Genomic DNA, 23,140 nt, shown 5'->3' with positions numbered 1-23,140 from the left:
CCATTTCTCTTTTTCCTTGCCTTCTCAAACCTGTTTTACAAGATTGGTGATAACAACCGTGAGATACTTTCCTTGAACTTGATCATCCGCGATCGTCCGGCATATTTTTCAGCAGTCAGCAGCTCGGATGCTTCACAGTCTGTTAAAAACAGTTGTTCGAGCTCGCGTGCAGTTTCCATATCATAGACAATCGAATTCATTTCAAAATTCAACCGAAAACTGCGTGCATCGATGTTCGTCGTTCCGACTGATGCAATCTCTCCGTCGACGACAATCGTCTTCGCATGGAGAAATCCCGGCTCATAGGTGTAGATTTTTGCTCCATACGCAATCAATTCTCCGGCAGCCGCCGTCGTCGCCCAATAAACGAATGGATGATCCGGTTTATTCGGAATCATGATTCGAACATCAACACCGGATAACAGTGCCATCTTACAGGCATCGAGGTAACTCGTGTCCGGTATGAAGTACGGTGACTGGATCATGACTGTTTTCTTAGCCAAGGTAATCATCTTAATCAATAGATTTTTTAAGTGCTCCGTCTCCGAGTCCGGTCCCGAAGTTACGATTTGCATCGGTAAGGTTTTTTTGATTTCATGGGTACCGTAATAAAACAGTGTTTTATCCGTATAAATATCATTGGCTTCGTTCCAGTCAAGAATGAACCGATCGAGTTGATCATGAACGACTTCCCCTTCTAACCGAAAATGTGTATCGCGCCAATACCCGAATTTCTCATCAATCCCGAAGTACTCTGTTCCGACATTAAAACCACCGATATAACCAACTTGCCCATCGATGATACACGACTTACGGTGATTCCGATTGTTCATTCGGAAATTAATCAAGCCGAGCGTCGGCGGAAAAAATGCAAACACTTCCCCCCCATGATGAAGCAAATCCTTAAAATCGCGTCGTTTCAAATCACGCGACCCTACGGCATCATACAGCAAACGAACTTTGACACCTTGACGCGCCATGTTGGTTAATGCTTCAATCATGGCCAGGCCGAGAGAATCCTTTTGGATAATGTAATATTGAATATTAATTTCATGTTTCGCATTCATGATATCCGTCATCATCCGGTTAAATTTTTGTTCACCGTCCGAAAGGATCGTCACTTTATTTTTCAGGCTAAGTAAAGACCCGTTCGAGTTGAGGTTCATCTGAATCAATTGGTTATACCGTTCGACCATCGGATATTCCTGTCTTAGCTCACCTGAATGATTCAACTCCGCTATCTGTAACGAAACGCGTCGTCTTTGTTCAAGCCGTTCTTCTTCTTTAATGTGATAAAACTCTTTTTTCTTGAGTAAACGGCCAAAAAATACATAAATCAAAAAGCCGACTAACGGGATGAAGTAGAGGACAAGCACCCATGCCCACGTCGACCCGATGTCACGACGTTCTAAAAAGATGACTGTCAAAACGGCTAATAAATTCATAATGAATAGCCCGAATACGAGCACGACAGTGAATGTACTAAGTAGCTCCAACAAGCGACCGCCCCCTTTTTCTTCCTTATTCCCTTCATGCCATTCTTTAGTCTCCCTTCTTTTCCACAAAAAAACGCCTGAAACCCTGCACCAGGTTTCAGACGCTTTCATCATGACTGATTTGTTTCTTCATGTGCATGCTGTAACGCGATTTCTTCAATCATCGTTTTTGCACTGGCAACACAGTCTGGTAGTCCGACGCCATCATAAGCTAGTCCTGCTAAATATACGCCAGGATACTTGCTCATGACTTCGTCACGGGAAATTTGAATCCGCGCTGCGTGGCCGACCGTATAGGCCGGTAAACCATCTACTAGCCGACTGATGATGACTTGTTTCGGTTCCAGTGATTGACCGCAAATGTCTTCCAGGTCCTTGAGTACCGTTTGTTTGATTACGTCATCTGACTGATGGACAAGAGAATCATTGCCCGGCCGACCAACAAACGCACGTAAAACCGTATGATCGGGTGCCGAATGACTCCATTTTTGATCGATTGCGGTACATGCCGTAATTGAATACGGCGCGCGCCGGTTGACGACAAAGCCCGTACCTTCGATGGGTAATGTCGCTTGTTCATCAAAAATCAACGTAATCGTCGCCGTTGAATGGGTCTTTAGCTGCTCAAGCTCTCGTAAATCAGCATCCGGAAGCAAGTGAACGACTTGCGGATGTGGAATCGTCAAAAGGACATAATCGGCATATTCAGGACCATGATCAGTTTTTAAGCGATACCGCTCATTTTCACGAGCGATTTCGAGTAAAGGCGTTTCCAAACGAATTTCAGTCCGTTCAAGGACTTCTTCTAACCGTTCGACTAGCGATTCAAGCCCCGTCGAAAGTGACAGAAACTGTCCGGTCGCTGGTTTCGTTTGGCCTTCAGCTTGCGCAGTCGGGCGCATCAACCGCATCCCTTCGAATAACGATCCGGCCTTTTGTTCATTCGCAACGAACTGAGGATACGTCGCGAACGTACTCATTTGATCGATGTTCCCAGCATAAATCCCGGATAGAAGCGGCTCAATCAATTTTTCGACTAATGCATCACCAAGGCGGGGACGCAAATAATCTCCGAGCGGGATATCTTTTTCCGGTATCGTTAATTGATCAGACGGATGAAGCAACAATTCGGTAACTTCCGCTTTTTCCGCTTCCGTCAATAACGTCGTTTCTGAAAAGAGATTTAAATCGGTCGGAATCCCCATCACGGAACCTTTCGGAATCGGATGTAAACCACCAGGATCTAAAATGAACGCTTGCGACGTATTGTTCCGAACTAACTTGTCACCTAGACCAACGGCTTCAATCAAATCAGTCAGAATATGCTTTCGTGCGACATAGGAATCTGGACCGCGCTCAATCATAAAGCCGTCCTCGCGATATGTCGCGACTTTCCCACCCAGTCGTTCGCCCGCTTCTAAAACAGTAATATTCAAATCAGGAAAAGAACGTTCTGCGAAATAGGCAGCGGCAAGACCAGTAATACCACCGCCGACGATGACGAGACGTTTACTTGACATAACTGCCAACCTGTTTCGCGACAGCTTCCGTGACTGCCTCCATGAAAGCTGGTTCTGCATTTGGCATAGCTGGTCGGGCATAATGAATACCAATTTCATCACAGACCACTTTACATTCGTAATCATTATCGAATAATACTTCTAAATGATCGGCTACGAATCCGACGGGCACATAAACGAATGCTTCATATCCTTCAGCCTCATACACGTCCCGTGTCAAATCTTGAACATCCGGTCCAAGCCAAGGTTCAGGTGTTTGGCCTGCCGATTGCCATCCTGTGATCATATGTTTGACACCGGCCCGTTTTGCAATCAACTCTGCCGTCTCTTTCAATTGATCCGGGTACGGGTCGCCGTTCGCAATGATTTTTTCAGGAAGACTATGCGCTGACACGACGAGGACCGCTTTTTCTTCTGGTACAGGCAACGCATCGAATGTTTGGCGGATTGCTTGTCCCCACCAGTTGATGAATGCTTCTTCTTGATACCATGATTCGACGGAAGCAAGCTGGATTCCGTGCTTGTCCGCGACTTCTTTCGCACGTCCATTGTATGAACGGATACTGAACGTCGAATAATGTGGTGCTAAAACAACCGTCACTGCTTCCGTAATGCCGTCTTTTGCCATTTGCTCGACCGCATCTTCGACGAACGGTTCGATATGCTTCAGACCAAGATAAAGCTTAAATTCGATTTCGCCCGCGTATTTTGCTGACAATTGACGATGTAACTCTTCTGCCTGGTCAATCGTGACTTGAGCAAGCGGGGAGACGCCACCGATTGCTTCATAACGCTCCGTTAGTTCAGCGAGTGCTTCCGGTGACGGTTTACGTCCACGGCGGATGTGCGTGTAATACCGTTCGATATCTTCCGGTTTATACGGTGTTCCATATGCCATTACGAGTAAGCCAAGTGTTTTCATTTTGCTACCTCCATTTTTTCTTTCGAATAATCATGGATAAATGCAGTCAAACGTTTCAAGACCTCTGGGTCGACTTCCGGGAAAATACCATGTCCTAAATTAAAGATGAATCCAGGACGCTTCATTCCCATATCGAGAATCTCTTTAGTTTTTGCTTCTAAGATTTCCCACGGTGCTAATAAATAAGACGGATCGAGGTTTCCTTGTAACGTCTTCGTCAATCCGCGTTCGCGTGCCTCGTCAATCGATAGACGCCAATCGAGTCCGACGACGTCGAGCGGCAAATCATGCCATTCTTCTGCTAAGTGACTGGCGCCGACACCGAACATGATCATCGGGACACCTGCATCTTTTAATTCCGTGAAAATCCGTTCCATCGTCGGTTTGATGTAGAGAACATAATCTTTCCGACTCGTCGTCCCAACCCATGAATCGAAAATCTGAAACGCTTGAATCCCGGCATCGACCTGTGCCTTGATATAATCGACTACCATGTCGCCGAGTTTCTCCATTAATGCATGCCAGACATCCGGGTGTCCATACATCAATGCTTTCGTTTTATGGTAGCCTTTTGAAGGGCCACCCTCAATCATATAGCTCGCGAGCGTAAATGGTGCCCCGGAGAAACCAATCAATGGTACTTCTAATCGTTCCCGTAACAATTTAATCGTCTCAAAGATATACGGAATATCTTCTTTTTTGAAGGGGTGTAATGCTTGCACATCATCCATCGTCCGAATCGGATTCGCAATGACCGGACCAATTCCACTCTTGATTTCAACATCAACTCCCATTGATGGTAGTGGTGTCATGATATCTTTGTATAAAATCGCAGCGTCAACACCCAATTGTTTGACAGGTAGTTCTGTGACGTACGCACATAATTCAGGATCATGCGTGATCTCGAACAGTGTCCGTGTCTTTTTAATTTCACGGTATTCCGCTTGATAACGACCTGCTTGTCGCATATACCAGACAGGTACGTGACCGACCTGTTCGCCACGGATTGCCCGTAAAAACGTATCATTGAAGTTCTTCATCATAACTACCCCTTTATACTCGTTCTAACGCCCCAAAATAACGTACGATAAGTTTGTGAACACAGAAACATTATATCTGAAATGAAGAAGCCTGTGCCAATAAATCGGTTACAAAATTACAGTTCCCCGTCCAGTTCATGAAATGTTCACCGTTTCTTGTATAAACCAAATGCTGCATTCAATTGTCCCCGGATTAAATCCGTCCGCTGTTGTTCTGTCACTTTCCGCTCTTTTTCACGGATTTCATGTGTCCTCCAGCCATCTTCTAGCTTTTCTGCGACTTCAATCAATCGTTCGATATCCGTGAACGAATATTTTCTTGTCTTCCCATTCGTCCGTTCCGGAAAAATCAGTTTCCGTTCTTCATAGTAACGAATTTGACGTTCCGATAACCCTGTCAACTCACAGACAATCCCAATCGTCATCACCTTTTTTTCGCGGTAATTCATCTTCGTCACTCCTTTCCTCAAAAATACCATGTCAGATTTTCTGACACAAGTCGTTTCTTGGAAAGGATTTCCGTCTAAAGTAAACACATACTTTAAATTGATAAAGGAGGAACGACGATGAATCTTGAAGAAATGATCATTTCGGTTGATACGTTTTATGTCTTATTCGCTACGCTACTCGTCTTTACGATGCAAATCGGTTTCCTATTACTTGAGACTGGAATGTTACGTGCCAAAAACGCTGGACATGTCGCGGTCAAACAGCTGATTAGTTTTTCCGTTGCCGCATTAGCCTTTTGGGCAATTGGGTTTGGACTAACGTTCGGAGACGGACCCGGACTAATCGGAACAGAAGGATTCTTCTTACACGGAGGGTTCTCAAGTCTCGACTGGTCTAACGTCACGATTGACGTTAAATTCCTTTTCCAACTCTCATTCGTCGCCGTATCACTCGCCATCGCTTGGGGTGGTTTCGCAGAACGGGCTAAACTTTCTGTTTATCTCTTGTTTGGGACGTTCTTCGTCGCCATCATCTATCCGATCATCGCCCGCTCCGTTTGGGCTGGTGGTTTCCTCGGTTCGCTCGGTATGCAAGACTTCGCCGGATCGACCGTCGTCCACTTACAAGGCGGAATCGCCGCTCTTGTCGCCGCGTTAATTTTAAAGAAACGGATTGGTGCTGAAAAAACACCGCTTCTCGGTCATAACGTCATCTATTCTGTCGTTGGTGCTTTCATTCTTTGGTTATGTTGGTTCGGCTTCAACGCTGGATCGACCTTAACGATTGCCGATGGATTCTTCAGTTATGTTGCCTTGACGACGTTACTTGCGACAGCTGCCGGAGCACTCGGCGCACTCGCCATTTCTTTCTGGCATCGTCGCGTGGCAGATATTCCTTCTATCATCAATGGCGTACTCGCAGCACTCGTCGCGATTACTGCAGCCTGTGCCTTTGTTGAACCGTGGGGTGCAGTTGTCATCGGTTTCCTCGCAGGTATCATCACGTACGGAACAAGCATCCTACTCGCTCGCCGTGTCGATGATCCATTATGCGCCTTCTCTGTTCACGGTGTCGCCGGAATTTGGGGCACACTTGCTACCGGGTTCTTCGCCTCACCACGCCTCGTTGAAATCACAGGGATTGGACAAGCTGGATTATTCTACGGGGGTGGCTTTGGTCAGCTCGGTGTCCAAGCACTTGGTGTTGTCTTCGCCGTCGTCGTCGTCAGCGTCTTAAGTTACGCTTTCCTCAAGCTTCTCGACGTGACGATTGGTCTTCGGATCACACGGGAAGATGAACTCCGCGGACTTGACGTCGCTGAGCATGGACAAGCATCATACGACCTTCCCGCACCAGTCAGCAAAGAAGTTACATCAACTTACGATGCTGAAACTTCTGAAAAAGTAAACTAACTATTACTTCAGCAAAAAGCAAAACCCGCACTTTCGTCCCTAAACAGGTACGAAAGTGCGGGTTTTTGCGTGTCATCCATCGACGCCTATTTTCTGAGATACACTTCACTGACGAGTATGGCGATGATTGCTCCGAGCAACACGACAGGTTGCCCGTTAATCAAAACAGCAATCAGCGATAATGCAATGATTTGAAGAAGCGATGCCATCCGAATGACTTTTTTACGGGACTTACCCGCATCACCGAACGGCAGCAAGCGCGTCAAGAGGTGTGAGTCGATCGCCCGTGTGAACGGTGCCAGTTGAAAGCTCGTCAAACCGCTGAACGCAGGAATCGCGAACGTGACGAGCCATGGATTATCTTTCCCGAGCCAGATGAAGATTGCCCCAATCACTGTCAATCGAACGATTAAACCAATCCCATCCGTACTTCGTATGAGTTGTTTCATATAGAGGTATTCGAACGTTTGATTTTTGTTGAAGTTAATTTTTTCGACGAGTCGGCTTAAAAAACGGCGTTGTTTATAGGTCTTCGACAGATGTGGTACATCGACGAACCAATTCGCAATTCGGTAAAAACGATCACGCGATTCTTGCTCTAACGCAATCCAATTCATCAACGGTAACTGCTGATATTTTTTTAGATGAAGCGTTATTAGGAGAAAACTCGTGATCACGATGCTGAATAGTGGCATATCGATCATCACTAAAATTCCTGCACCAAGGCTATACAAAATCACAATTCGGTGTGGAATCATTTCTAGTTTCGACAGATTCGCGCTCGCTCCAATCATTGCGAGAGCCAAAAACAGCACAATCATCTCTAACGAATTCGTCGTTTCTGTCCGGACATAAAGGACAGCGACCGCCAAAAATGGGACGATGACCCGTACCATTCCAAAAAAGGCATTGTACAATCTGACTCGCTTCATATAGGAACTAAGTTGCGGTAAATTCGGTAATAAAAACACTTGATCAGCTTCGACTAAGAACGTCCGCGTCGTTCGATAACCTGCCATGATGAAAAACAAGCTACCCATGAGTAAATTCCCCGGAAAGTCACCATCGATTTGATTGAGGAACCGACCATAAACGACGAGCGCGTAAAGAATGACGAAGTAAACTGTAAATAATAATCCGCCATTCGCCATGTACTTCGTATACTTAGTCATTTCCGCCATCGCCGTTTGGTAACGCTCTTGCCATAAGGTAGAACTCGTCATCTTTCCGCCTCCCCGATGGCGGCTACATAAATGTCATCAAGCGAACTATCTATCAAATCAAACCGTTTCCGTAATTCAACCGTCGTTCCTTCCGCTGCGATTCGCCCATCATGGAGAAGAATGAAGCGGTCACAATGTCGCTCAGCCGTCTCTAAAATATGCGTCGACATTAATATCCCTTTTCCTTCGCCCTTCAATTCACTAAAGATATTCAACAGTTCTCGAATGGCTAAGGGATCTAGGCCAACAAACGGTTCATCGACAATCAATAGTTCACTTCCCGTGATCAAGGCGCAAAGAATCATCGCCTTTTGCTTCATCCCTTTCGAGAAGACACTCGGAAACCATTCTAATTGTTTCGTCATTCGTAATCTTTCCGCGTAATGACGCATTCGTTCTTCAGCAGTCTCCCGGTCGACATCATACCCTTGCGCCATTAAACGGAGATGCTCACGAAGCGTAAGTTGTTCGTATAACATTGGTTGCTCCGGGATATATGCCACTTGTTTCCGATACGTTTGTTCATCAGCTGCCAGACTGACATCGTTAATCAAGATTTCACCTGATTTGATTGGTAATAATCCTAATATGTGCTTGATCGTCGTCGACTTCCCGGCACCATTCAATCCAATCAGTCCAACTAACTCCCCTTGTTCTACTGCTATATCAATATGATGCAGCACTGTTTTCGATCCATAACCACCTGAAAGATCTTTAATTTCTAATAACAATTCTAGCCACTCCTCTCATTAACTATCCTAGACAATTCATCTCCGTTTTTCTACTTCTGACAATTTTTTTTAAAAGAAAAGGTTTGAATACATCTTATTACGGCAATTACTCTAAGTGTAATCGTTACATCAATATATGAAAAACGATTTACAAAAATTGAAAGTGTATGTCACATCAAATGTTTTAATGAGAAGTAACTGGTCTAATCATCTAGCTATCTTATCTACTTGTATTGTTTTACTTCTCAGCAAAAATTACGTTTATGAGTCATTCATTTTCAACGTGTTTATAACAACCTGAAAACAGGTAAATCTAAGTATGAAAAGGAGTGTGTCATATGGGATTCTTATGGGCTTTAATTGTTGGTGGACTAATCGGTTGGGTGGCAAGCTTAATCATCGGAAAAGACGTTCCCGGCGGCATCATCGGTAACATCATCGCAGGTTTCATCGGCGCAATGATCGGACAATCAATCTTCGGTACAATGGGACCTGATCTTGCAGGGTTCGCAATCATTCCAGCTATCTTAGGTGCAGTCATCTTAATCTTCATCGTATCATTGATTCTTCGTGCCATTCGTAAGTAATCATTATTAAAGAATAATAATTTAAATCAAAAGGAGTGTTTTTAAATGGGATTCTTATGGGCTTTAATCGTTGGTGGACTAATCGGTTGGGTAGCAAGCTTAATTATCGGGAAAGACGTTCCCGGCGGCATCATCGGTAACATCATCGCAGGTTTCATCGGTTCAATGATCGGACAAGCTATTTTCGGTGATATGGGACCTGATATTGGTGGGTTCGCTGTCATCCCTGCAATCATCGGTGCAATCATCTTAATCTTCATCGTGTCACTTGTCCTTCGTTCAGTAAACAAAAAGTAAGCAACAGTAACGACTAAAACTAGTAAATTAGAGGAGTGTTTTTAATGGGATTCTTATGGGCTTTAATCGTCGGCGGTTTAATTGGTTGGGTAGCAAGCTTAATTATCGGGAAAGACGTTCCCGGCGGCATCATCGGTAACATCATCGCAGGTTTCATCGGTTCAATGATCGGACAAGCTATTTTCGGTGATATGGGACCTGACATTGGTGGGTTCGCAGTCATCCCTGCAATCATCGGTGCAATCATCTTAATCTTCATCGTGTCACTTGTCCTTCGTTCAGTAAACAAAAAGTAAGCAACAGTAACGACTAAAACTAGTAAATTAGAGGAGTGTTTTTTAATGGGATTCTTATGGGCTTTAATCGTCGGCGGTTTAATTGGTTGGGTAGCAAGCTTAATCATCGGGAAAGACGTTCCTGGTGGCATCATCGGTAACATCATCGCAGGTTTCATCGGTTCAATGATCGGACAAGCTATTTTCGGTGATATGGGACCTGATATTGGTGGGTTCGCAGTCATCCCTGCAATCATCGGTGCAATCATCTTAATCTTCATCGTGTCACTTGTCCTTCGTTCAGTAAATAAAAAGTAAGTAACTAAAATTAAAAAGGAGTGTTTTCAATGGGATTCTTATGGGCTTTAATCGTCGGTGGTATCATTGGTTGGTTAGCAAGTCTTATTCTTGGTAAAGACGTTCCCGGTGGCATCATCGGTAACATCATCGCAGGTTTTGTTGGTGCAATGATCGGTCAAGCTCTTTTCGGTAGTTGGGGACCTGACCTTGGAGGATTCGCCATCATTCCAGCATTACTCGGTGCGATCATCTTAATCTTAATCGTTTCGTTCATTCTTCGTGCAGTGAACAAAAAATAACAAATGAAAGCACTGGTAACAGACTCGAATTTTTCAAAGTCGTTACCGGTGCTTTTTTTGTACCATCAGCGTAATTCTAACCACATTTTATCCGAACGCTCGATTACTCTTTTTTCTGACCGTAAGTTAAGCCACCCTAATATATCTTCAAAGAAACTGGTTGGGTATTCCCAGACGGTCCCGATTGATTCGTTACTTTTCGATTCCGGCTTGCCGGCAACTGCTTCAAGCTCAGAAGGTGTCTTGTTTAAATCAATCATGATGCTTTTTACCTTACCACTTGCATACGTCACTTCGAAACCGTCATATAGTGCACGATTTGCTACATTTGATGCTGGAGATCCAAATTCTTTTTCGATAGAAGAACGATTTTCATCCAGATAAGCTGTCATCGCGTCGATTGACTTGCCTGTTCGTGCCTTGACTTCGGTCTCTAACAATTTTTCGATGTCTAATCCATACTGTTCCGTGACATCTGGTTTGATTTGGTCCGCTAACTTAAACGTTACTTCCGTTGTTTTCTTGTCTCCCAATTGAACGGTTTGACGATCTCGTCCTGTCTTACCATTGGCTTCGACAGTTGCAAGTACATCGTATTCACCCGGGAAACGTTTGATTTTTAACGGCTCACCGTCTTGGACGCCTGCTTCTTCATCCTCTATGAAGACGGTCGTCCCTGGTACATCACTCGTTACTTGAAGTAGCTGTTTATTTAGATGAAGCACATATTCGTCAAACCAAAAGCGCCCTGCTGTTTTTTTTAGCTCGAACAAATCCTGTTCAGTTTTCTCTGCTGTAGGTTCAGGGTAGTTTTGCTGATCGACTTTAATTTCTGTTACTGCTCGACTGAGACGTCCTTCATCTGCCCGGAACCATTTCATCAAACGATTTGCTTCCGCAATCGATACGACTTGATCATCTTCATACACGAGTTTTTGGAACGTAGCCCGGTCATTGTCGTTCACGGCTTTCATAAATACAGCTTCTGTACGCTCTCTCTCAGCAGCCGGCTTGATTTGGCTTACGTACATCCAGCCTGCTAGTATAATTAAAAGGAGCGCAATCCCGCTGATGAGCAAACGTTGATTTCGTTTTTTCTTTTGTTCAAATAACGTCATACGAGACGGCATCGTCTGTTCCCTACTTTCTTTTCGCTTTGTGTATCTAAGTGTAAAAACGTTTGATTACGTTGTCAATCACACTTAAGATGGAGATAATTCTATTTTCATTTCGAAATTATTTAAAAAAGGAGTAATCCCTATGCAAAAAGATAACTGTATTTTCTGCAAAATCGCTAAGCACGAAGTACCTAGCCATAAAGTATTTGAAAACGATGAGGTCCTTGCTTTCCTCGACCTCTCCCAAGTAACAAAAGGACACACGTTAGTCATTCCAAAACAGCATGCCGATCATGTGTATGAGTTGTCTGTCGAAGATGCTAAATCTGTTTTTGCCGTCGTTCCTGAAATCAGCCGTGCCTTACAACAAGAGACAGAGGCTGCCGGCATCAACATCTTATCGAATACAGGGAAAGTCGCTGGACAGTCGGTGCCGCACTTCCATATCCACCTGATTCCCCGGCATGACAAGCACGATGGATTCGGTGCCAAATGGGAAGTCCATAATGAAGATTATACGGTAGAAGAGCTGGCAAACTTAGCAGATTCTATTGCCCAACACCTTTAAAATCCAATACCTAATCCGGAATTTCTGAATCCTTTTTTAGAAATATTGTCAAAATAGGTTTCCGATATCGAATTTTCGGTAAAATAATATGAAACAAATATTTTAATATCAAGAAGGAGGTAAACTATGTCGAAGCGTCCCCAACGTAACTGGGTCGCTTTTGGTGCTACGCTGTCGCTTGTGACTTTTTACGGTTTGAAGGCGCTTCGCCAAGGTACTAAAAGTGACTCTTCGAATGGTAAACAACGTCGAAATTCTTATTCTACAATCGTAACGAACGTGCAGGATTTAACGCAGGAGGGCAAGAACTTAATAGAGACAGCTAAAATTTCGGGTACAACCTTCAAAGATGAAGTTACGAAAGATGTCTCTGTGTATCAAGCCGAGATTCAAGAATCCATTTCGCGTATCCAAGAATTAGCTGATGAGGCGAAACAAGATGCGGATCACCTCTCTCCTCAAAAGTAAGGTCCATTGCTTCGATTTGTTTTTTGTATAGTTTGCATTTTGCGTTTTTTAGCCATCGTCACCTTTCGAAAGGATGAGTCAGATATGGAACATGAAAAATTATATCCTGGACAAGAAGCACTGTTATACAGTCATAAAATTGTCCAGCTGAGCAAAGCACTATGGAAAACGGTAGAAAAAGATTGGCAAAATTGGATTAAGCCCTTTGATTTAAATATCAATGAGCATCATATCCTCTGGATTTCACATGCTTTAGGTGGTGCTTCGATTTCTGAGATCGCCAAATACGGTGTCATGCACGTTTCAACAGCATTCAACTTCTCTAAAAAATTAGAAGATCGTGGTCTGTTGACGTTCTCAAAAAAAGAGACGGATAAACGAAATACGTATGTCCAACTTACGCCAGCCGGTGAAACGTTATTACTTGAGACTATCCAAGCGTTCCGTCCGGAAGAGAATGGTGTCTTCCGTGCCTCGCTCCCGCTTCAAGAGTTATACGGCAAGTTTCCTGAGTTAACGGACATTTCTGCGATTGTTCGTCGTTTATACGGAGACAGTTTCATGGATATTTTCGCCGAAACGTCGAAGATGATTACCGAAGAAGCCGACCGCCGTCCGCAAGACCCTGTCATCGATTCAATTAAAAAGGCATAAATTCGTTTAATCATTTGAAACCCTAGCGTTCTGGCCAAAGCCTAGAGCGCTTTTTTGATGCTTTTTAAGATTGCGACTACATTACTAGTCGATGTCAAACATCGCTTCACCTTCACAATTTCCCATAAAAATAGTCATCAACACGGATCGTGTATGTGATAGCATAGAAAAGAGCAAACATCTTATGGTAAGGTGTACAGCTGTCAACCTAGCCAGGATATGATATGATAGAACGGTTGAAATAAATGGTAAATTAGGGGTGTATGTATGAAGAAGAAATTTTTAAGTGCAGCAGCAGTGGCAAGTGTCTTCACATTAGCAGCTTGTGGTTCGAATGATGAAGCAGTCATCAACTACAAAGGCGGGGAAATCAATAAAGCGGACGTCCAAGACGAAGCTTATGAAAAAGCAGGCGCACAAATTGCGTTCCAGCAAACGATGAATAAACTGCTAGAAGAAGAATACGGTAAAAAAGTCACGGACAAAGAAGTCGAGGCTGAAGTCAAAAAGACGAAAGACCAGTTCCCAGATAAAGAACAGTTCAATTCAACTTTGAAAACAGCTGGTATCAACAGTGAAAAAGAGTTCGAAAAAGTGCTTCGTACACAAATGCTCTTAACGGAAGCAAAATCTGCGAAATCTAAAGTAACAGATAAAGAAATCGAAGACCGCTTCAACCAAGAGAAAGTCGAAGTAAAAGCGAGCCATATTCTTGTTGAAAAAGAATCAGAAGCCAAAGCAATTAAAAAAGAATTAGATAACGGTGGCGATTTCGCAAAAATCGCGAAAGCCAAATCAACAGATACAGGCAGTGCAACAAAAGGTGGAGACCTCGGTTACTTCACAAAAGGTAAAATGGTCGAGGAATTCGAAAACTATGCCTTTAAAGATGGCGTTGAAGGTAAAATTTCTGATCCAATCAAAACACAATTCGGTTACCACATCATCAAGGTAACAGACCGTAAAGAGAAAAAAGATTTCACGCTTGAAAAAGAAAAAGACCGGATTAAAAAAGCACTCGCTGAAGAAAAAGCAGCGCAAGTCAATCCAAATGATATTTACCGTTCATTGATGAAAAAATATGATGTTAAAATCGAAAACAAAGACTTCAAAGATGCATTCGATCTGGATAAGCAAGAGCAACAACAAATGCAACAACAAATGATGCAACAGCAACAGTAAGTAAAAAAACCCTTTGCCACATGGCGAAGGGTTTTTTTGTGTTTTACCGAATTGGCGCACGTTCATACTGTTTTGGTAGCAACACCTCATCGTGAAGCTCTGCCGCTGCATGGTGGACCCAGTACGGCTGTCGTAAGAGCTCACGCGCAAGTAATACGACGTCAGCCCGCTCACTCCGTACGATTTCTTCAGCCATCGCCGAAGACGTAATTAGACCGACTGCTCCCGTCTTCATTCCCGTCGTTTGCTTCAGCTCTGCCGCGTACGGCACTTGATATCCGGGGTATACTTCCGGAACTGCATTTGCGACAACTGCCCCTGAACTACAATCCAGTAAGTCGATTCCCCGCTCAAGCAATGCTTCCGCAAGTGGAATATAGTCTGTCGCCGTCATTCCACCTGGTGCATGATCCGCAGCAGAAATCCGTACCCAAAGCGAAATGGCTGATTTCGCTTGAATCCCCTCGATGATTTCCAGCAGGAAGCGCATCCGATTTTCGACTGATCCACCGTACTGATCTTGTCGTTCATTCGACAAGGGTGACAAAAATGTGTTAATTAAATAACCATGCGCACCATGAAGTTCAATGAAATCATAGCCGGCTGCTTCAACACGCAGTGCCGCATCGACGAATTGTTGTTTGATCTCTTCGATTTCTGTCAGTGACAACTCGTGTGGCTGTCCATAAGAGTCATCAAACGCAAGTGGACTCGGTGCGACAGGCGGATGCGCCGTCGTACTTTTTCGACCAGCATGTGCTAATTGGACGCCCACCTTCGCTCCTGCTGCTTGTACTTGCTCCGCAATCCGTTTTAACCCGTCGATTTGCGAATCAGACCAAATACCGAGATCACCTGCCGAGATTCGCCCGTCAGGTGTCACAGCCGTCGCTTCCAGGATGAGTCCCCCAACGCCGCCGACTGCACGCGACGCATAGTGTGTCACGTGCCAATCCGTCACCTTGCCATCGTCCTTTGCGCTGTACATACACATCGGTGCCATGATGACACGGTTTCGGAACGTAACTTTTCCAATTTCAATCGCTTCAAATAATTTTGTCTTCATGCCCATGCCTCCCTACTTATAGTTTTGGACGATAAAATGACCGGTTATCCAGTGCAAACGACCGTTCAGAAAACTGACCCGGTTCGACATACTCTAAAAGACGATCCATCATCGTCATACGTGCGTCTAAGTTATCGATTAAAAACAGAACTTCTGCTTCACGCATTTGAGGTGCAACGGCCGATCCCCACTCCGGACGACCATGATGACTCAAGACTAGATGTTGCAAGACGGTCAGTACTTCAGAATCAATTGAAAGTTCTGCCCCGACTTTTTCGAGTTCCGCAACCATTAACGAGATATGACCGACTAATTTTCCGGGAAGCGTATACTCTGGAGTTACAGGATCTGATAGCTCTTTAATCTTCGCATAGTCATGTAAAACGACACCAGACACTAATAAGTCACGATTTAATGTCGGGTACAATTTTGCGATTTGGTCAGCCAGCTTCAACATCGAGAGCACATGGTACGATAAACCTGAATAAAACGCATGATGATTTTTAACCGCTGCCGGGTGCGTAAAATAGGCGTTAAAGTTTTTGGTGACCAAGTGTTTGACGATTTTTTTCATGTCTGCCTGCTGAATCGATTCGATATATTGTAGAACTTCCGTTTCGATTTGTTCCCGCGGAATCGGTGCCGATTGGATGTAGTCTTCGACATTCGTTTCGTCAAGGACTGTAATTTGTTTTAATTTCAGTTGTGTCCGACCTCGATAGTCCATCACTTCACCAGCCGCATGGACGATAAACTTCGGCGCATACTTTTCGACATCACTCGTATCCCACATCTTCGTCTCAATCTCGCCTGTCTTGTCCGCTAAAATCAATGTCAGATATGGTTTGCCGTTTGCTGCGATTCCTTTCGTTGCCTGTTTAATCATCACACGTTGGTCAAGCATTTCTCCAACCGTCAGTTGTCCAATACCTTTCATGTCACAACACTTCCTTTATTGTATGGATTGATATTATTATTGATATGTTTGCATTACACTTAATATAGATCACTTATTTATTCTACTATATGGGAGCCTTGAACATGGAATTCGATTCGCAATTTAAATGGTACCGCTACATGACTGTATCAGAATTTGACCAACAACTGAACGAAGAACGCACCACTCAAACGAAACTCGACTGGTTACGGCAACTTCGAATCAAAGATGTCAACTTCACACGGGCAGAACTCGGTGTCTTGTATGGCTCAATCGTGACCTGGCAAAACCCTGATGATAAAAGCGACCGCCGCTTCATCTGCTATTACATCACGCCAACTGAGCTCATTACGATCGGACTGTCTGAACATATTATCTCACTGGCTACACCATTTGACCCGAAAACAGCTTTTGATGCCTTTTATGCGATTCTTTCGTTACAAATGAATACGTATTTTGCTGGCATCGACGACTTTGAAAAGGAACTCTTTTCTCGACAAGATGAACTCCGGGGCAACATCAACGAAAATTCACTCGATAGCATCTTTGCTTTACGCGATACCATCGAGAATTGGTCCGACTTGATCGTCCCATTTCAAGAACTGATCCTCGCAGGACAAGAAGCCTTCGTCGCTGTCATTGATTTTGAACACCATCTTCCGTTTCGCCTTGCCAAACAACGTGTCGAGCGTTTATTGATGTTGATTGAACACTATCAAAAAGATATTGAGGTTCTACTCGATTTATCGACGACTGTTTCGAACTTCAGGGGAAACGAAATCATGAAGGCCTTGACGATTTTCACCGCTGTCGCGACCCCGATGATGGCCCTCGGCGCGATTTGGGGCATGAACTTCAAGAACATGCCGGAACTCGACTGGAAATACGGCTACGCAGGTGCGCTCACCCTGATCTTGATTACGACTGGCGGAATCTTTTATTGGATGAAATGGCGTGGATGGCTCGGAGCACTCGTTCGTATGCCTAAAAAACGGACAAAAAAATAGATACAAGAACATAAGTTCGTTATACTTAGCTTATCATATTTATTTGGAGGAGGTGACTTTTGATGGGACGAAAAATCATTCATATCGATATGGACGCTTTTTACGCCTCTGTCGAGCAACGAGACCGTCCTCACCTAAAGGGGGTTCCTGTCATCGTTGGTGGTCCTCCTCACGCACGCGGCGTCGTTGCGACGTGTTCTTATGAAGCGCGTAAGTATGGTGTTCATAGTGCCATGCCGTCCCGTCGTGCCTTCCAGCTCTGTCCCCGTGCCGTCTTCATCCGTCCCCGCTTCGAGGTCTACCGGGCAGTCAGTGCGCAAATCATGGAGTTGTTTCTTGAGGTCACGCCACTCGTCGAACCGTTATCACTCGATGAAGCCTATCTCGACGTCACAGAAAATCATTTAAATATGCTGAGCGCAACCCACATCGCAGAGTATATCCTCGCTGAAATCAAGCGACGAACGGGCTTGACGGCATCCGCTGGTGTCTCGAATTCGAAGCTCGTTGCAAAGATTGCTTCCGGTTATCAAAAACCGAACGGCTTGACGGTCCTCCCACCGGACGAGGTCCTCCCCTTTTTGTCTTCTTTACAAATCGGTGACTTGCACGGTGTCGGGAAGGTCACAGAGCAGACGCTTCGCAAACATGGATTTGAGACCGTTGCTGATATTCAGCAGTCTCCGGTCGAAGAACTCCGCGGCTTACTCGGTCGGGACCGTGGAACAGAGTTGTATACGATGGCCCATGGCGAAGACGAACGCTTAGTCCGTCCTCATCGTGAACGGAAATCAATTGGTTCTGAAACAACATTCGAAGAAGATACAGAAGACATCGATACAATTTTCGAAACCTTAAAACGAGAAGCGCAGTCTGTCGTCCGTAGTCTGCAACAAAAAGAACTCGTTTGTCGGACCGTCACCGTCAAATGGAAAACAGAATCATTCCAATCCCGTTCGAAGCGTTTTACTTTTCTCGAAGAAACAAATGATGAAGAGAAATTATTGAAAGTGACAACAAAACTATTCAATGAAATCGAGTTCACCGGACCGATCCGTTTAATCGGGATGAGCGTCAGCCATCTTGAAGCGCCACCTCAATCTAAACAGTTGACGTGGCAAGATATCGACTCCTACTTGTAAAGTGAATGGCTATTCAGTACACTTGAATTAGTTATTTGAATAAAGGAGGAAGAACCATGATTTATACGCTCACTGTTTTTTCAGACCGGGGAGAAACATTGCTCGACGACACTTTTGAATCCCCTAACGATTCCGATGCACGTGAAGAAGGGATTCGTCGTCTCAAAGAGGGTCAATTCGAACATAAAGGGGCCCGTGTCACGCGCGCCGGTAAATTGATTCACTTCGAGCGGGCTTACTTACCTAAAATCGTACCTGCAAAAAGCACGTAACGATACAATCTTCAAGCGTCTTTTTTCGTTGCTTTCCTCGGGCGAGGCGCAAGCCGTTGCTCCTTCGTCCTAACGGACAAGAAGCAGGGTCTTGCCTGCCTCTGAAAGTGCGTTTTTAACACACTTTTCCCCGCAGGAGTCAACGAAACGTGACGCTTTTTAGGTAACACTATGACGGAAAGCCAGTCATGCAGACGGTTTAGGGCGCGATCCGTCTCGAATCGCTTAGAACCGCGAAAAACAATCGATCGCGATCCTGCAGCTTTGCTGTAGCGGCGCGGAAGATTGCCGCTTTGAAGACGAGGCGAGACAGGGAAGCGCGACCGGATTGTCTCTCTTCACGCTTCATAAGAGTTTGTCTACACGCAAAGAGCCCCGGACGTGATCCGGGGCTCTTTGTACTTCTTACTGAACGTCGTCTTGATTTTGTTCCATCATCGGTGCATACAGCTCTTCAAGCGGCTTCATGATGATTTGTGTGACTTCTGTCAACATCGTGTGCATCCGTTGCTCTTCTTGCATCAGCTGGTTGATCAGCGAATTGTTTTGCACTTCCAGCATTTTCGCCTGTGCCGATGCCATATCTTCAGGTGTAATTTCTTCACCTTGCATTTGCTTTTGTTGAAGTTCCAATTGAACGTTCCGGAATGAAGCAAACAGTTCGTTTGATTCTGGATCCGCGTTCACTTGTGTGTACAGGTCTTTTAGCGTCGTATACTCTGCTGTTTCACGAAGTGCACGTTCGAGCGTATACGCGTGGTCATACAAATTTGTTTCAGACATTTTAAAACCCCCAATTTAGTTAAGCAATCACCAGGATTGCTTGTATCATTCCAATTAAACCACCTAATAGTCCCCCGAGCCAAGTGATAGCCCGAAATTCTTTCCGTGAAATCGATAAGACGATTTCTTCGAGATACTGTGTATCCAGTAAATCAACTTCATCCCGAACAATCGACTCGATATCGAGTGTCATCATGATACGTTCTGCATGGTTCGCAGATTGCTCAATCAACCGATCCACGATCAGGGGAACAAACTCTGAACGGATTTTCTCTTCGAATCGGCTCAAGTAGTGGTGCAACGGTAAATCTAACGCCTGCGTCAAAGGAATCCGGTTCAGAATTTCAGATTTGATACGTTCGATTACTTGTTGTTCGATCGTCTCGTCCAAGAGTGTATGAATCGGACGATTCATTACTTGTCCGATTTCTTGATCCACCATCTGTGTGATGAATCGACGTGTCGACTCTCCTTGTAATACCCGTTTGATTTCCGGTTGAATCATTTCCACCAAATTGATATTTGCAAGTAACATCCCGAACATCCCGCCTCCAAGTTTTCCTTGGATGAACCGCGCGGTCGTCTCCTCTAATTGCATCTTCCCTTCCGGACTATCAAAATAAACATCTGTTTGTTTTAATAAGGCATCTACGATTTCCGGAATGACCGTCTTGATTTTACCAACACCCGCCTCACCGACGACTTCTTCAATCGTCGATCGTTTTAACCCTGACATCATATCAGTCAGTTCGTGCTCGAGCGTATCGCCTATTTTGTCACGCATCTTTTGTTCCGGCTGCTCGATAAACCGGGACACTACTGTCCGGACCGTCACGTCCGAATGAAGCCATTTCATAATTTCAGTCGTCACAAGTCCCGTTACCGCCTCATGCATCGCAGGTTGCCGCAGACGTTTCCCGATTCCTCCTGGTGTCACTAAGTGCTTGACGACGGTCCGTCCAAGATTTGCTGCTAACTCATCTCGCCGTTTCGGGATGAGACCTGGTGTAAAAGGAATACGGTATTTTCCGATATATTTCGCTTCGAGTGGTCGAAATAACATCCGAATCGCCAGGTGATTCGTGACCGCACCAATCATTGCCCCTATGGCAATCATCCCGATGATTTTTAAGATGGTGATTAGTTCGATTTGCATAGATCATCGTTCCTTCCGAATTTAGTATTGTGGTAAAGTCTGAGTATCACTTGTTATGTAGGAGAGATGTAACGTGTTACAACAATTGACTTCCTTGTTTAAAGATCAGTTATCGACAGACCCCACGGTGTACTGCATGGATAATTATAGCGTATATCAGCTAGCAGATGGACTCCGCTTCGGAATCGAAAGTTCTGCCCTGACCGGACGTGAACTCGACTTATTGAATTTAATCGCAGAACGTGTCGTCACTTCCATTTCAACCGACCTGACGTATTGGCGTCAACGACTCGAATTGCCAGTAGCTGAGGAAAGCGAACCATTCCGAATGATTCACTTTTTGTTTGATCAACTCGATGAACGGATAACGGAAGATCTCGAGAATTTATTAACTTCCTTTTTTGAGGCTGCGAGTATCTTTGTCCCATTAACAACAAATCGTTTACTCGTTATTGAGCGCGACGAATTAGTCAGTGAACATGACTTAAACGACTTGTTCACAGCACTCCAATCTGATTTTTTAACGAACGGAAAAGTCTTGATCGGTCAACGCCGGTCGCACGGGGACATCGCAACACAATTCCGACTCGAACAAGCAGCCTTACGTCATCTTCCGCTATCCCGCGTCGAACGTTTTCTTCCGGCCGTGACACGACTCGCGCTCTTATCACAACCGGTCCGTGACGAATTGACGAGTCGCTTCATCGGTCCACTCGAACCCGAATCAAGGGAGACGATTGATGCTTTTTGTCGTGCCAATCTGAACGTTTCCTTAACGGCAAAACATTTATTCCTGCATCGCAATAGCCTTCAGTACCGGCTTGACCGCTTAACCGAACAGACAGAAATTGATATTCGATCGTTTGAAGGGGCAGCCTTCCTCTACACGTTGTTACTCCTGGCATAGTGCCCAAATGAAAACGGTTGCATTTCGTCATGTTGTCCATGTTCAGTTGATCCTTTTTCTTCTATACTAAGGATTGTAAGCGTTACATTACCCGATCACATTACTAGGAGGATATACACATGGCAGATATTCGTCTTGAACATATCGATAAAATTTATTCCGGCTCAGCAAAGGCCGTTGACGACTTTAACCTTCACATCCAAGATAAAGAATTCATCGTTTTCGTCGGACCATCAGGTTGTGGTAAATCAACAACACTTCGGATGATTGCCGGACTCGAAGAAATCTCAGGCGGAGATTTCATCATCGATGGGAAACGGATGAATGACGTCGCGCCGAAAGACCGCGATATCGCGATGGTTTTCCAAAACTACGCACTCTACCCGCACATGAACGTGTTTGACAACATGGCATTCGGGCTCAAGCTACGTAAGTTCCCGAAAGATGAAATCAAACAGCGCGTCGACAATGCGGCACGCATCCTTGGACTTGAAGAGTACCTCGAGCGGAAACCAAAAGCATTATCAGGTGGACAACGTCAACGTGTTGCCATCGGCCGTGCCATCGTTCGTGATGCAAAAGTCTTCCTGATGGATGAACCCCTCTCGAACTTGGACGCAAAACTGCGTGTTCAGATGCGTAAAGAAATCATCCAACTTCATAAACGTCTTGAAACAACGACAATTTATGTTACCCATGACCAAACAGAAGCGATGACGCTTGCGACGCGTATCGTCATCATGAAAGCCGGGCTCATTCAACAAGTCGGTTCTCCTAAAGAAGTATACGATCACCCAGACAACATGTTCGTCGCGGGATTCATCGGATCACCTTCGATGAACTTCTTAACAGGAAAACTTGCTGACGATGGACTTTTCCATGTTACAGGAACGGATGAGAAGTTCGAAGTCCCTGAAGGCAAAATGAAAGTTCTCCGTGAACGTGGTTATACAAGTAAAGACCTCGTCCTCGGGATTCGTCCGGAAGACATTCATGCTGAGTTGATTTATCAAGACACAAAAACAGCGCACCGTTTCCCTGCGCATATCGAAGTTTCTGAATTGATGGGGGCAGAATCATACCTCTACTCAAAAGTAGGCGACCAAGCCTTCACAGCACGTGTCGACTCACGCTCACACGTCGAGATGGGATCAAACCTCGACCTCTTCTTCGACATGACAAAAGCACATTTCTTCGATGCTGCAACCGAAGCGACAATCCGTTAATTTCAACTGAATGTTTACTTTTCAAAGACTGCCCATTCGTGGGCAGTCTTTTTTATTGACAGAGGATCCTGTAACTTTGTATGATACTGCTTGTAGTCTTAA

General features: G+C 44.8%; 27 protein-coding genes. 15 read left to right on the top strand and 12 right to left on the bottom strand.

Going from position 1 to position 23,140, the window contains the following annotated elements:
* Positions 1-35: 35 nt before the first annotated feature.
* From cls to KNQ04_RS03905, 5 genes are all read right to left on the bottom strand, one after another.
* The gene (cls, locus tag KNQ04_RS03925) at positions 36-1,499 is read right to left on the bottom strand and encodes a cardiolipin synthase (protein WP_251136878.1); all 1,464 of its coding nucleotides are present in this window, start codon (positions 1,497-1,499) and stop codon (positions 36-38) included.
* A 107-nt stretch (positions 1,500-1,606) separates the two neighbouring features.
* Positions 1,607-3,016, bottom strand: coding sequence for a protoporphyrinogen oxidase (hemG, locus tag KNQ04_RS03920; RefSeq protein WP_251136877.1), 1,410 nt, complete (start codon positions 3,014-3,016; stop codon positions 1,607-1,609).
* Complete coding sequence (gene hemH, locus KNQ04_RS03915) at positions 3,006-3,938, bottom strand: ferrochelatase (protein WP_214847460.1); 933 nt, start codon at positions 3,936-3,938, stop codon at positions 3,006-3,008. The genes hemG and hemH overlap by 11 nt, the downstream gene beginning before the upstream one ends.
* Positions 3,935-4,981: a uroporphyrinogen decarboxylase gene (gene hemE, locus KNQ04_RS03910; RefSeq protein ID WP_214847459.1), complete on the bottom strand. Its 1,047-nt coding sequence runs from the start codon at positions 4,979-4,981 to the stop codon at positions 3,935-3,937. Before hemE ends, hemH begins: the two co-directional genes overlap by 4 nt.
* A 143-nt stretch (positions 4,982-5,124) precedes the next feature.
* Complete coding sequence (locus tag KNQ04_RS03905; protein ID WP_214847458.1) at positions 5,125-5,427, bottom strand: MerR family transcriptional regulator; 303 nt, start codon at positions 5,425-5,427, stop codon at positions 5,125-5,127.
* A 117-nt stretch (positions 5,428-5,544) separates the two neighbouring features.
* Here KNQ04_RS03905 and KNQ04_RS03900 point away from each other — a divergent pair, with 117 nt between their 5' ends.
* Positions 5,545-6,840, top strand: coding sequence for an ammonium transporter (locus KNQ04_RS03900; protein WP_214847457.1), 1,296 nt, complete (start codon positions 5,545-5,547; stop codon positions 6,838-6,840).
* A gap of 86 nt (positions 6,841-6,926) precedes the next feature.
* Here the strand turns inward: KNQ04_RS03900 and KNQ04_RS03895 are convergent, their stop codons facing one another.
* Both KNQ04_RS03895 and KNQ04_RS03890 read right to left on the bottom strand, forming a co-directional pair.
* Positions 6,927-8,063, bottom strand: coding sequence for an ABC transporter permease (locus KNQ04_RS03895; protein ID WP_214847456.1), 1,137 nt, complete (start codon positions 8,061-8,063; stop codon positions 6,927-6,929).
* Complete coding sequence (locus tag KNQ04_RS03890; RefSeq protein WP_214847455.1) at positions 8,060-8,794, bottom strand: ABC transporter ATP-binding protein; 735 nt, start codon at positions 8,792-8,794, stop codon at positions 8,060-8,062. Before KNQ04_RS03890 ends, KNQ04_RS03895 begins: the two co-directional genes overlap by 4 nt.
* Before the next feature lie 338 nt (positions 8,795-9,132).
* Between KNQ04_RS03890 and KNQ04_RS03885 the strand changes: the two genes are divergently transcribed.
* The 5 genes from KNQ04_RS03885 to KNQ04_RS03865 are packed head-to-tail and all read left to right on the top strand — an operon-like array spanning position 9,133 to position 10,552.
* Complete coding sequence (locus KNQ04_RS03885; protein ID WP_214847453.1) at positions 9,133-9,381, top strand: GlsB/YeaQ/YmgE family stress response membrane protein; 249 nt, start codon at positions 9,133-9,135, stop codon at positions 9,379-9,381.
* 45 nt (positions 9,382-9,426) lie between these two features.
* The gene (locus KNQ04_RS03880; RefSeq protein WP_159172722.1) at positions 9,427-9,678 is read left to right on the top strand and encodes a GlsB/YeaQ/YmgE family stress response membrane protein; all 252 of its coding nucleotides are present in this window, start codon (positions 9,427-9,429) and stop codon (positions 9,676-9,678) included.
* A gap of 44 nt (positions 9,679-9,722) precedes the next feature.
* Positions 9,723-9,974 (top strand): GlsB/YeaQ/YmgE family stress response membrane protein, encoded by a 252-nt coding sequence (locus KNQ04_RS03875; protein WP_159172722.1) that lies wholly within the window; start codon positions 9,723-9,725, stop codon positions 9,972-9,974.
* 45 nt (positions 9,975-10,019) lie between these two features.
* Complete coding sequence (locus KNQ04_RS03870; protein WP_159172722.1) at positions 10,020-10,271, top strand: GlsB/YeaQ/YmgE family stress response membrane protein; 252 nt, start codon at positions 10,020-10,022, stop codon at positions 10,269-10,271.
* A gap of 29 nt (positions 10,272-10,300) precedes the next feature.
* Positions 10,301-10,552: a GlsB/YeaQ/YmgE family stress response membrane protein gene (locus KNQ04_RS03865; protein ID WP_214847452.1), complete on the top strand. Its 252-nt coding sequence runs from the start codon at positions 10,301-10,303 to the stop codon at positions 10,550-10,552.
* 65 nt (positions 10,553-10,617) lie between these two features.
* Here KNQ04_RS03865 and KNQ04_RS03860 read toward each other — a convergent pair whose 3' ends face one another.
* Positions 10,618-11,682, bottom strand: coding sequence for a hypothetical protein (locus tag KNQ04_RS03860; protein ID WP_214847450.1), 1,065 nt, complete (start codon positions 11,680-11,682; stop codon positions 10,618-10,620).
* Positions 11,683-11,812: 130 nt separating this feature from the next.
* Here KNQ04_RS03860 and KNQ04_RS03855 point away from each other — a divergent pair, with 130 nt between their 5' ends.
* From KNQ04_RS03855 to KNQ04_RS03840, 4 genes are all read left to right on the top strand, one after another.
* On the top strand, positions 11,813-12,238 hold the full coding sequence (locus KNQ04_RS03855; RefSeq protein WP_214847448.1) for an HIT family protein: 426 nt from the start codon (positions 11,813-11,815) through the stop codon (positions 12,236-12,238).
* 126 nt (positions 12,239-12,364) lie between these two features.
* On the top strand, positions 12,365-12,706 hold the full coding sequence (locus tag KNQ04_RS03850; RefSeq protein WP_029332814.1) for a hypothetical protein: 342 nt from the start codon (positions 12,365-12,367) through the stop codon (positions 12,704-12,706).
* An 84-nt stretch (positions 12,707-12,790) separates the two neighbouring features.
* Positions 12,791-13,360, top strand: coding sequence for an HTH-type transcriptional regulator Hpr (locus KNQ04_RS03845; protein ID WP_029332813.1), 570 nt, complete (start codon positions 12,791-12,793; stop codon positions 13,358-13,360).
* Between the two features lie 267 nt (positions 13,361-13,627).
* Positions 13,628-14,542 (top strand): peptidylprolyl isomerase, encoded by a 915-nt coding sequence (locus tag KNQ04_RS03840; protein ID WP_214847447.1) that lies wholly within the window; start codon positions 13,628-13,630, stop codon positions 14,540-14,542.
* Positions 14,543-14,585: 43 nt separating this feature from the next.
* On the opposite strand, the gene namA is transcribed toward KNQ04_RS03840, so the two are convergent.
* Entirely contained in the window at positions 14,586-15,608 is a 1,023-nt protein-coding gene (gene namA / locus KNQ04_RS03835) for an NADPH dehydrogenase NamA (protein WP_214847446.1), read from the bottom strand.
* 16 nt (positions 15,609-15,624) lie between these two features.
* Entirely contained in the window at positions 15,625-16,545 is a 921-nt protein-coding gene (locus tag KNQ04_RS03830; protein ID WP_214847445.1) for an HD domain-containing protein, read from the bottom strand.
* Positions 16,546-16,649: 104 nt separating this feature from the next.
* Here KNQ04_RS03830 and KNQ04_RS03825 point away from each other — a divergent pair, with 104 nt between their 5' ends.
* From KNQ04_RS03825 to KNQ04_RS03815, 3 genes are all read left to right on the top strand, one after another.
* Positions 16,650-17,552, top strand: a complete 903-nt coding sequence (locus tag KNQ04_RS03825) for a magnesium transporter CorA family protein (RefSeq protein WP_214847444.1) — start codon at positions 16,650-16,652, stop codon at positions 17,550-17,552.
* Between the two features lie 62 nt (positions 17,553-17,614).
* A complete protein-coding gene (dinB, locus tag KNQ04_RS03820) occupies positions 17,615-18,694 on the top strand; it encodes a DNA polymerase IV (protein ID WP_251136876.1) in 1,080 nt (359 codons plus the stop codon).
* A 56-nt stretch (positions 18,695-18,750) separates the two neighbouring features.
* On the top strand, positions 18,751-18,966 hold the full coding sequence (locus KNQ04_RS03815; RefSeq protein ID WP_214847440.1) for a YhzD family protein: 216 nt from the start codon (positions 18,751-18,753) through the stop codon (positions 18,964-18,966).
* Between the two features lie 405 nt (positions 18,967-19,371).
* On the opposite strand, the gene KNQ04_RS03810 is transcribed toward KNQ04_RS03815, so the two are convergent.
* Positions 19,372-19,749 (bottom strand): YlbF/YmcA family competence regulator, encoded by a 378-nt coding sequence (locus KNQ04_RS03810; protein WP_214847438.1) that lies wholly within the window; start codon positions 19,747-19,749, stop codon positions 19,372-19,374.
* 19 nt (positions 19,750-19,768) lie between these two features.
* Positions 19,769-20,905: a DUF445 domain-containing protein gene (locus KNQ04_RS03805; protein WP_214847437.1), complete on the bottom strand. Its 1,137-nt coding sequence runs from the start codon at positions 20,903-20,905 to the stop codon at positions 19,769-19,771.
* A gap of 73 nt (positions 20,906-20,978) precedes the next feature.
* Between KNQ04_RS03805 and KNQ04_RS03800 the strand changes: the two genes are divergently transcribed.
* Both KNQ04_RS03800 and KNQ04_RS03795 read left to right on the top strand, forming a co-directional pair.
* Positions 20,979-21,812: a PucR family transcriptional regulator gene (locus KNQ04_RS03800; protein ID WP_214847436.1), complete on the top strand. Its 834-nt coding sequence runs from the start codon at positions 20,979-20,981 to the stop codon at positions 21,810-21,812.
* A 119-nt stretch (positions 21,813-21,931) separates the two neighbouring features.
* Positions 21,932-23,038, top strand: coding sequence for an ABC transporter ATP-binding protein (locus KNQ04_RS03795; RefSeq protein ID WP_214847435.1), 1,107 nt, complete (start codon positions 21,932-21,934; stop codon positions 23,036-23,038).
* Positions 23,039-23,140 lie beyond the last annotated feature (102 nt).

It is taken from the genome of Exiguobacterium sp. s193 (assembly GCF_018618755.1).
Classification (GTDB): domain Bacteria; phylum Bacillota; class Bacilli; order Exiguobacteriales; family Exiguobacteriaceae; genus Exiguobacterium_A.
Note: the sequence above shows the minus strand (reverse complement) of the source record. Positions and strands in the feature narration are given on the sequence as shown.

Bases quoted from the DNA above. Each gene is read 5' to 3' on its own strand.
- KNQ04_RS03845 (WP_029332813.1), top strand. From the start codon at position 12,791: ATGGAACATGAAAAATTATATCCTGGACAAGAAGCACTGTTATACAGT.
- KNQ04_RS03810 (WP_214847438.1), bottom strand. From the start codon at position 19,749: ATGTCTGAAACAAATTTGTATGACCACGCGTATACGCTCGAACGTGCA.
- KNQ04_RS03875 (WP_159172722.1), top strand. From the start codon at position 9,723: ATGGGATTCTTATGGGCTTTAATCGTCGGCGGTTTAATTGGTTGGGTA.
- KNQ04_RS03900 (WP_214847457.1), top strand. From the start codon at position 5,545: ATGAATCTTGAAGAAATGATCATTTCGGTTGATACGTTTTATGTCTTA.
- KNQ04_RS03905 (WP_214847458.1), bottom strand. From the start codon at position 5,427: ATGAATTACCGCGAAAAAAAGGTGATGACGATTGGGATTGTCTGTGAG.
- KNQ04_RS03865 (WP_214847452.1), top strand. From the start codon at position 10,301: ATGGGATTCTTATGGGCTTTAATCGTCGGTGGTATCATTGGTTGGTTA.
- KNQ04_RS03805 (WP_214847437.1), bottom strand. From the start codon at position 20,905: ATGCAAATCGAACTAATCACCATCTTAAAAATCATCGGGATGATTGCC.
- dinB (WP_251136876.1), top strand. From the start codon at position 17,615: ATGGGACGAAAAATCATTCATATCGATATGGACGCTTTTTACGCCTCT.
- hemG (WP_251136877.1), bottom strand. From the start codon at position 3,016: ATGTCAAGTAAACGTCTCGTCATCGTCGGCGGTGGTATTACTGGTCTT.
- KNQ04_RS03850 (WP_029332814.1), top strand. From the start codon at position 12,365: ATGTCGAAGCGTCCCCAACGTAACTGGGTCGCTTTTGGTGCTACGCTG.
- hemH (WP_214847460.1), bottom strand. From the start codon at position 3,938: ATGAAAACACTTGGCTTACTCGTAATGGCATATGGAACACCGTATAAA.
- KNQ04_RS03860 (WP_214847450.1), bottom strand. From the start codon at position 11,682: ATGCCGTCTCGTATGACGTTATTTGAACAAAAGAAAAAACGAAATCAA.
- KNQ04_RS03885 (WP_214847453.1), top strand. From the start codon at position 9,133: ATGGGATTCTTATGGGCTTTAATTGTTGGTGGACTAATCGGTTGGGTG.
- KNQ04_RS03895 (WP_214847456.1), bottom strand. From the start codon at position 8,063: ATGACGAGTTCTACCTTATGGCAAGAGCGTTACCAAACGGCGATGGCG.
- KNQ04_RS03855 (WP_214847448.1), top strand. From the start codon at position 11,813: ATGCAAAAAGATAACTGTATTTTCTGCAAAATCGCTAAGCACGAAGTA.
- hemE (WP_214847459.1), bottom strand. From the start codon at position 4,981: ATGATGAAGAACTTCAATGATACGTTTTTACGGGCAATCCGTGGCGAA.
- namA (WP_214847446.1), bottom strand. From the start codon at position 15,608: ATGAAGACAAAATTATTTGAAGCGATTGAAATTGGAAAAGTTACGTTC.
- KNQ04_RS03830 (WP_214847445.1), bottom strand. From the start codon at position 16,545: ATGAAAGGTATTGGACAACTGACGGTTGGAGAAATGCTTGACCAACGT.
- KNQ04_RS03815 (WP_214847440.1), top strand. From the start codon at position 18,751: ATGATTTATACGCTCACTGTTTTTTCAGACCGGGGAGAAACATTGCTC.
- KNQ04_RS03870 (WP_159172722.1), top strand. From the start codon at position 10,020: ATGGGATTCTTATGGGCTTTAATCGTCGGCGGTTTAATTGGTTGGGTA.
- KNQ04_RS03825 (WP_214847444.1), top strand. From the start codon at position 16,650: ATGGAATTCGATTCGCAATTTAAATGGTACCGCTACATGACTGTATCA.
- KNQ04_RS03840 (WP_214847447.1), top strand. From the start codon at position 13,628: ATGAAGAAGAAATTTTTAAGTGCAGCAGCAGTGGCAAGTGTCTTCACA.
- KNQ04_RS03795 (WP_214847435.1), top strand. From the start codon at position 21,932: ATGGCAGATATTCGTCTTGAACATATCGATAAAATTTATTCCGGCTCA.
- KNQ04_RS03880 (WP_159172722.1), top strand. From the start codon at position 9,427: ATGGGATTCTTATGGGCTTTAATCGTTGGTGGACTAATCGGTTGGGTA.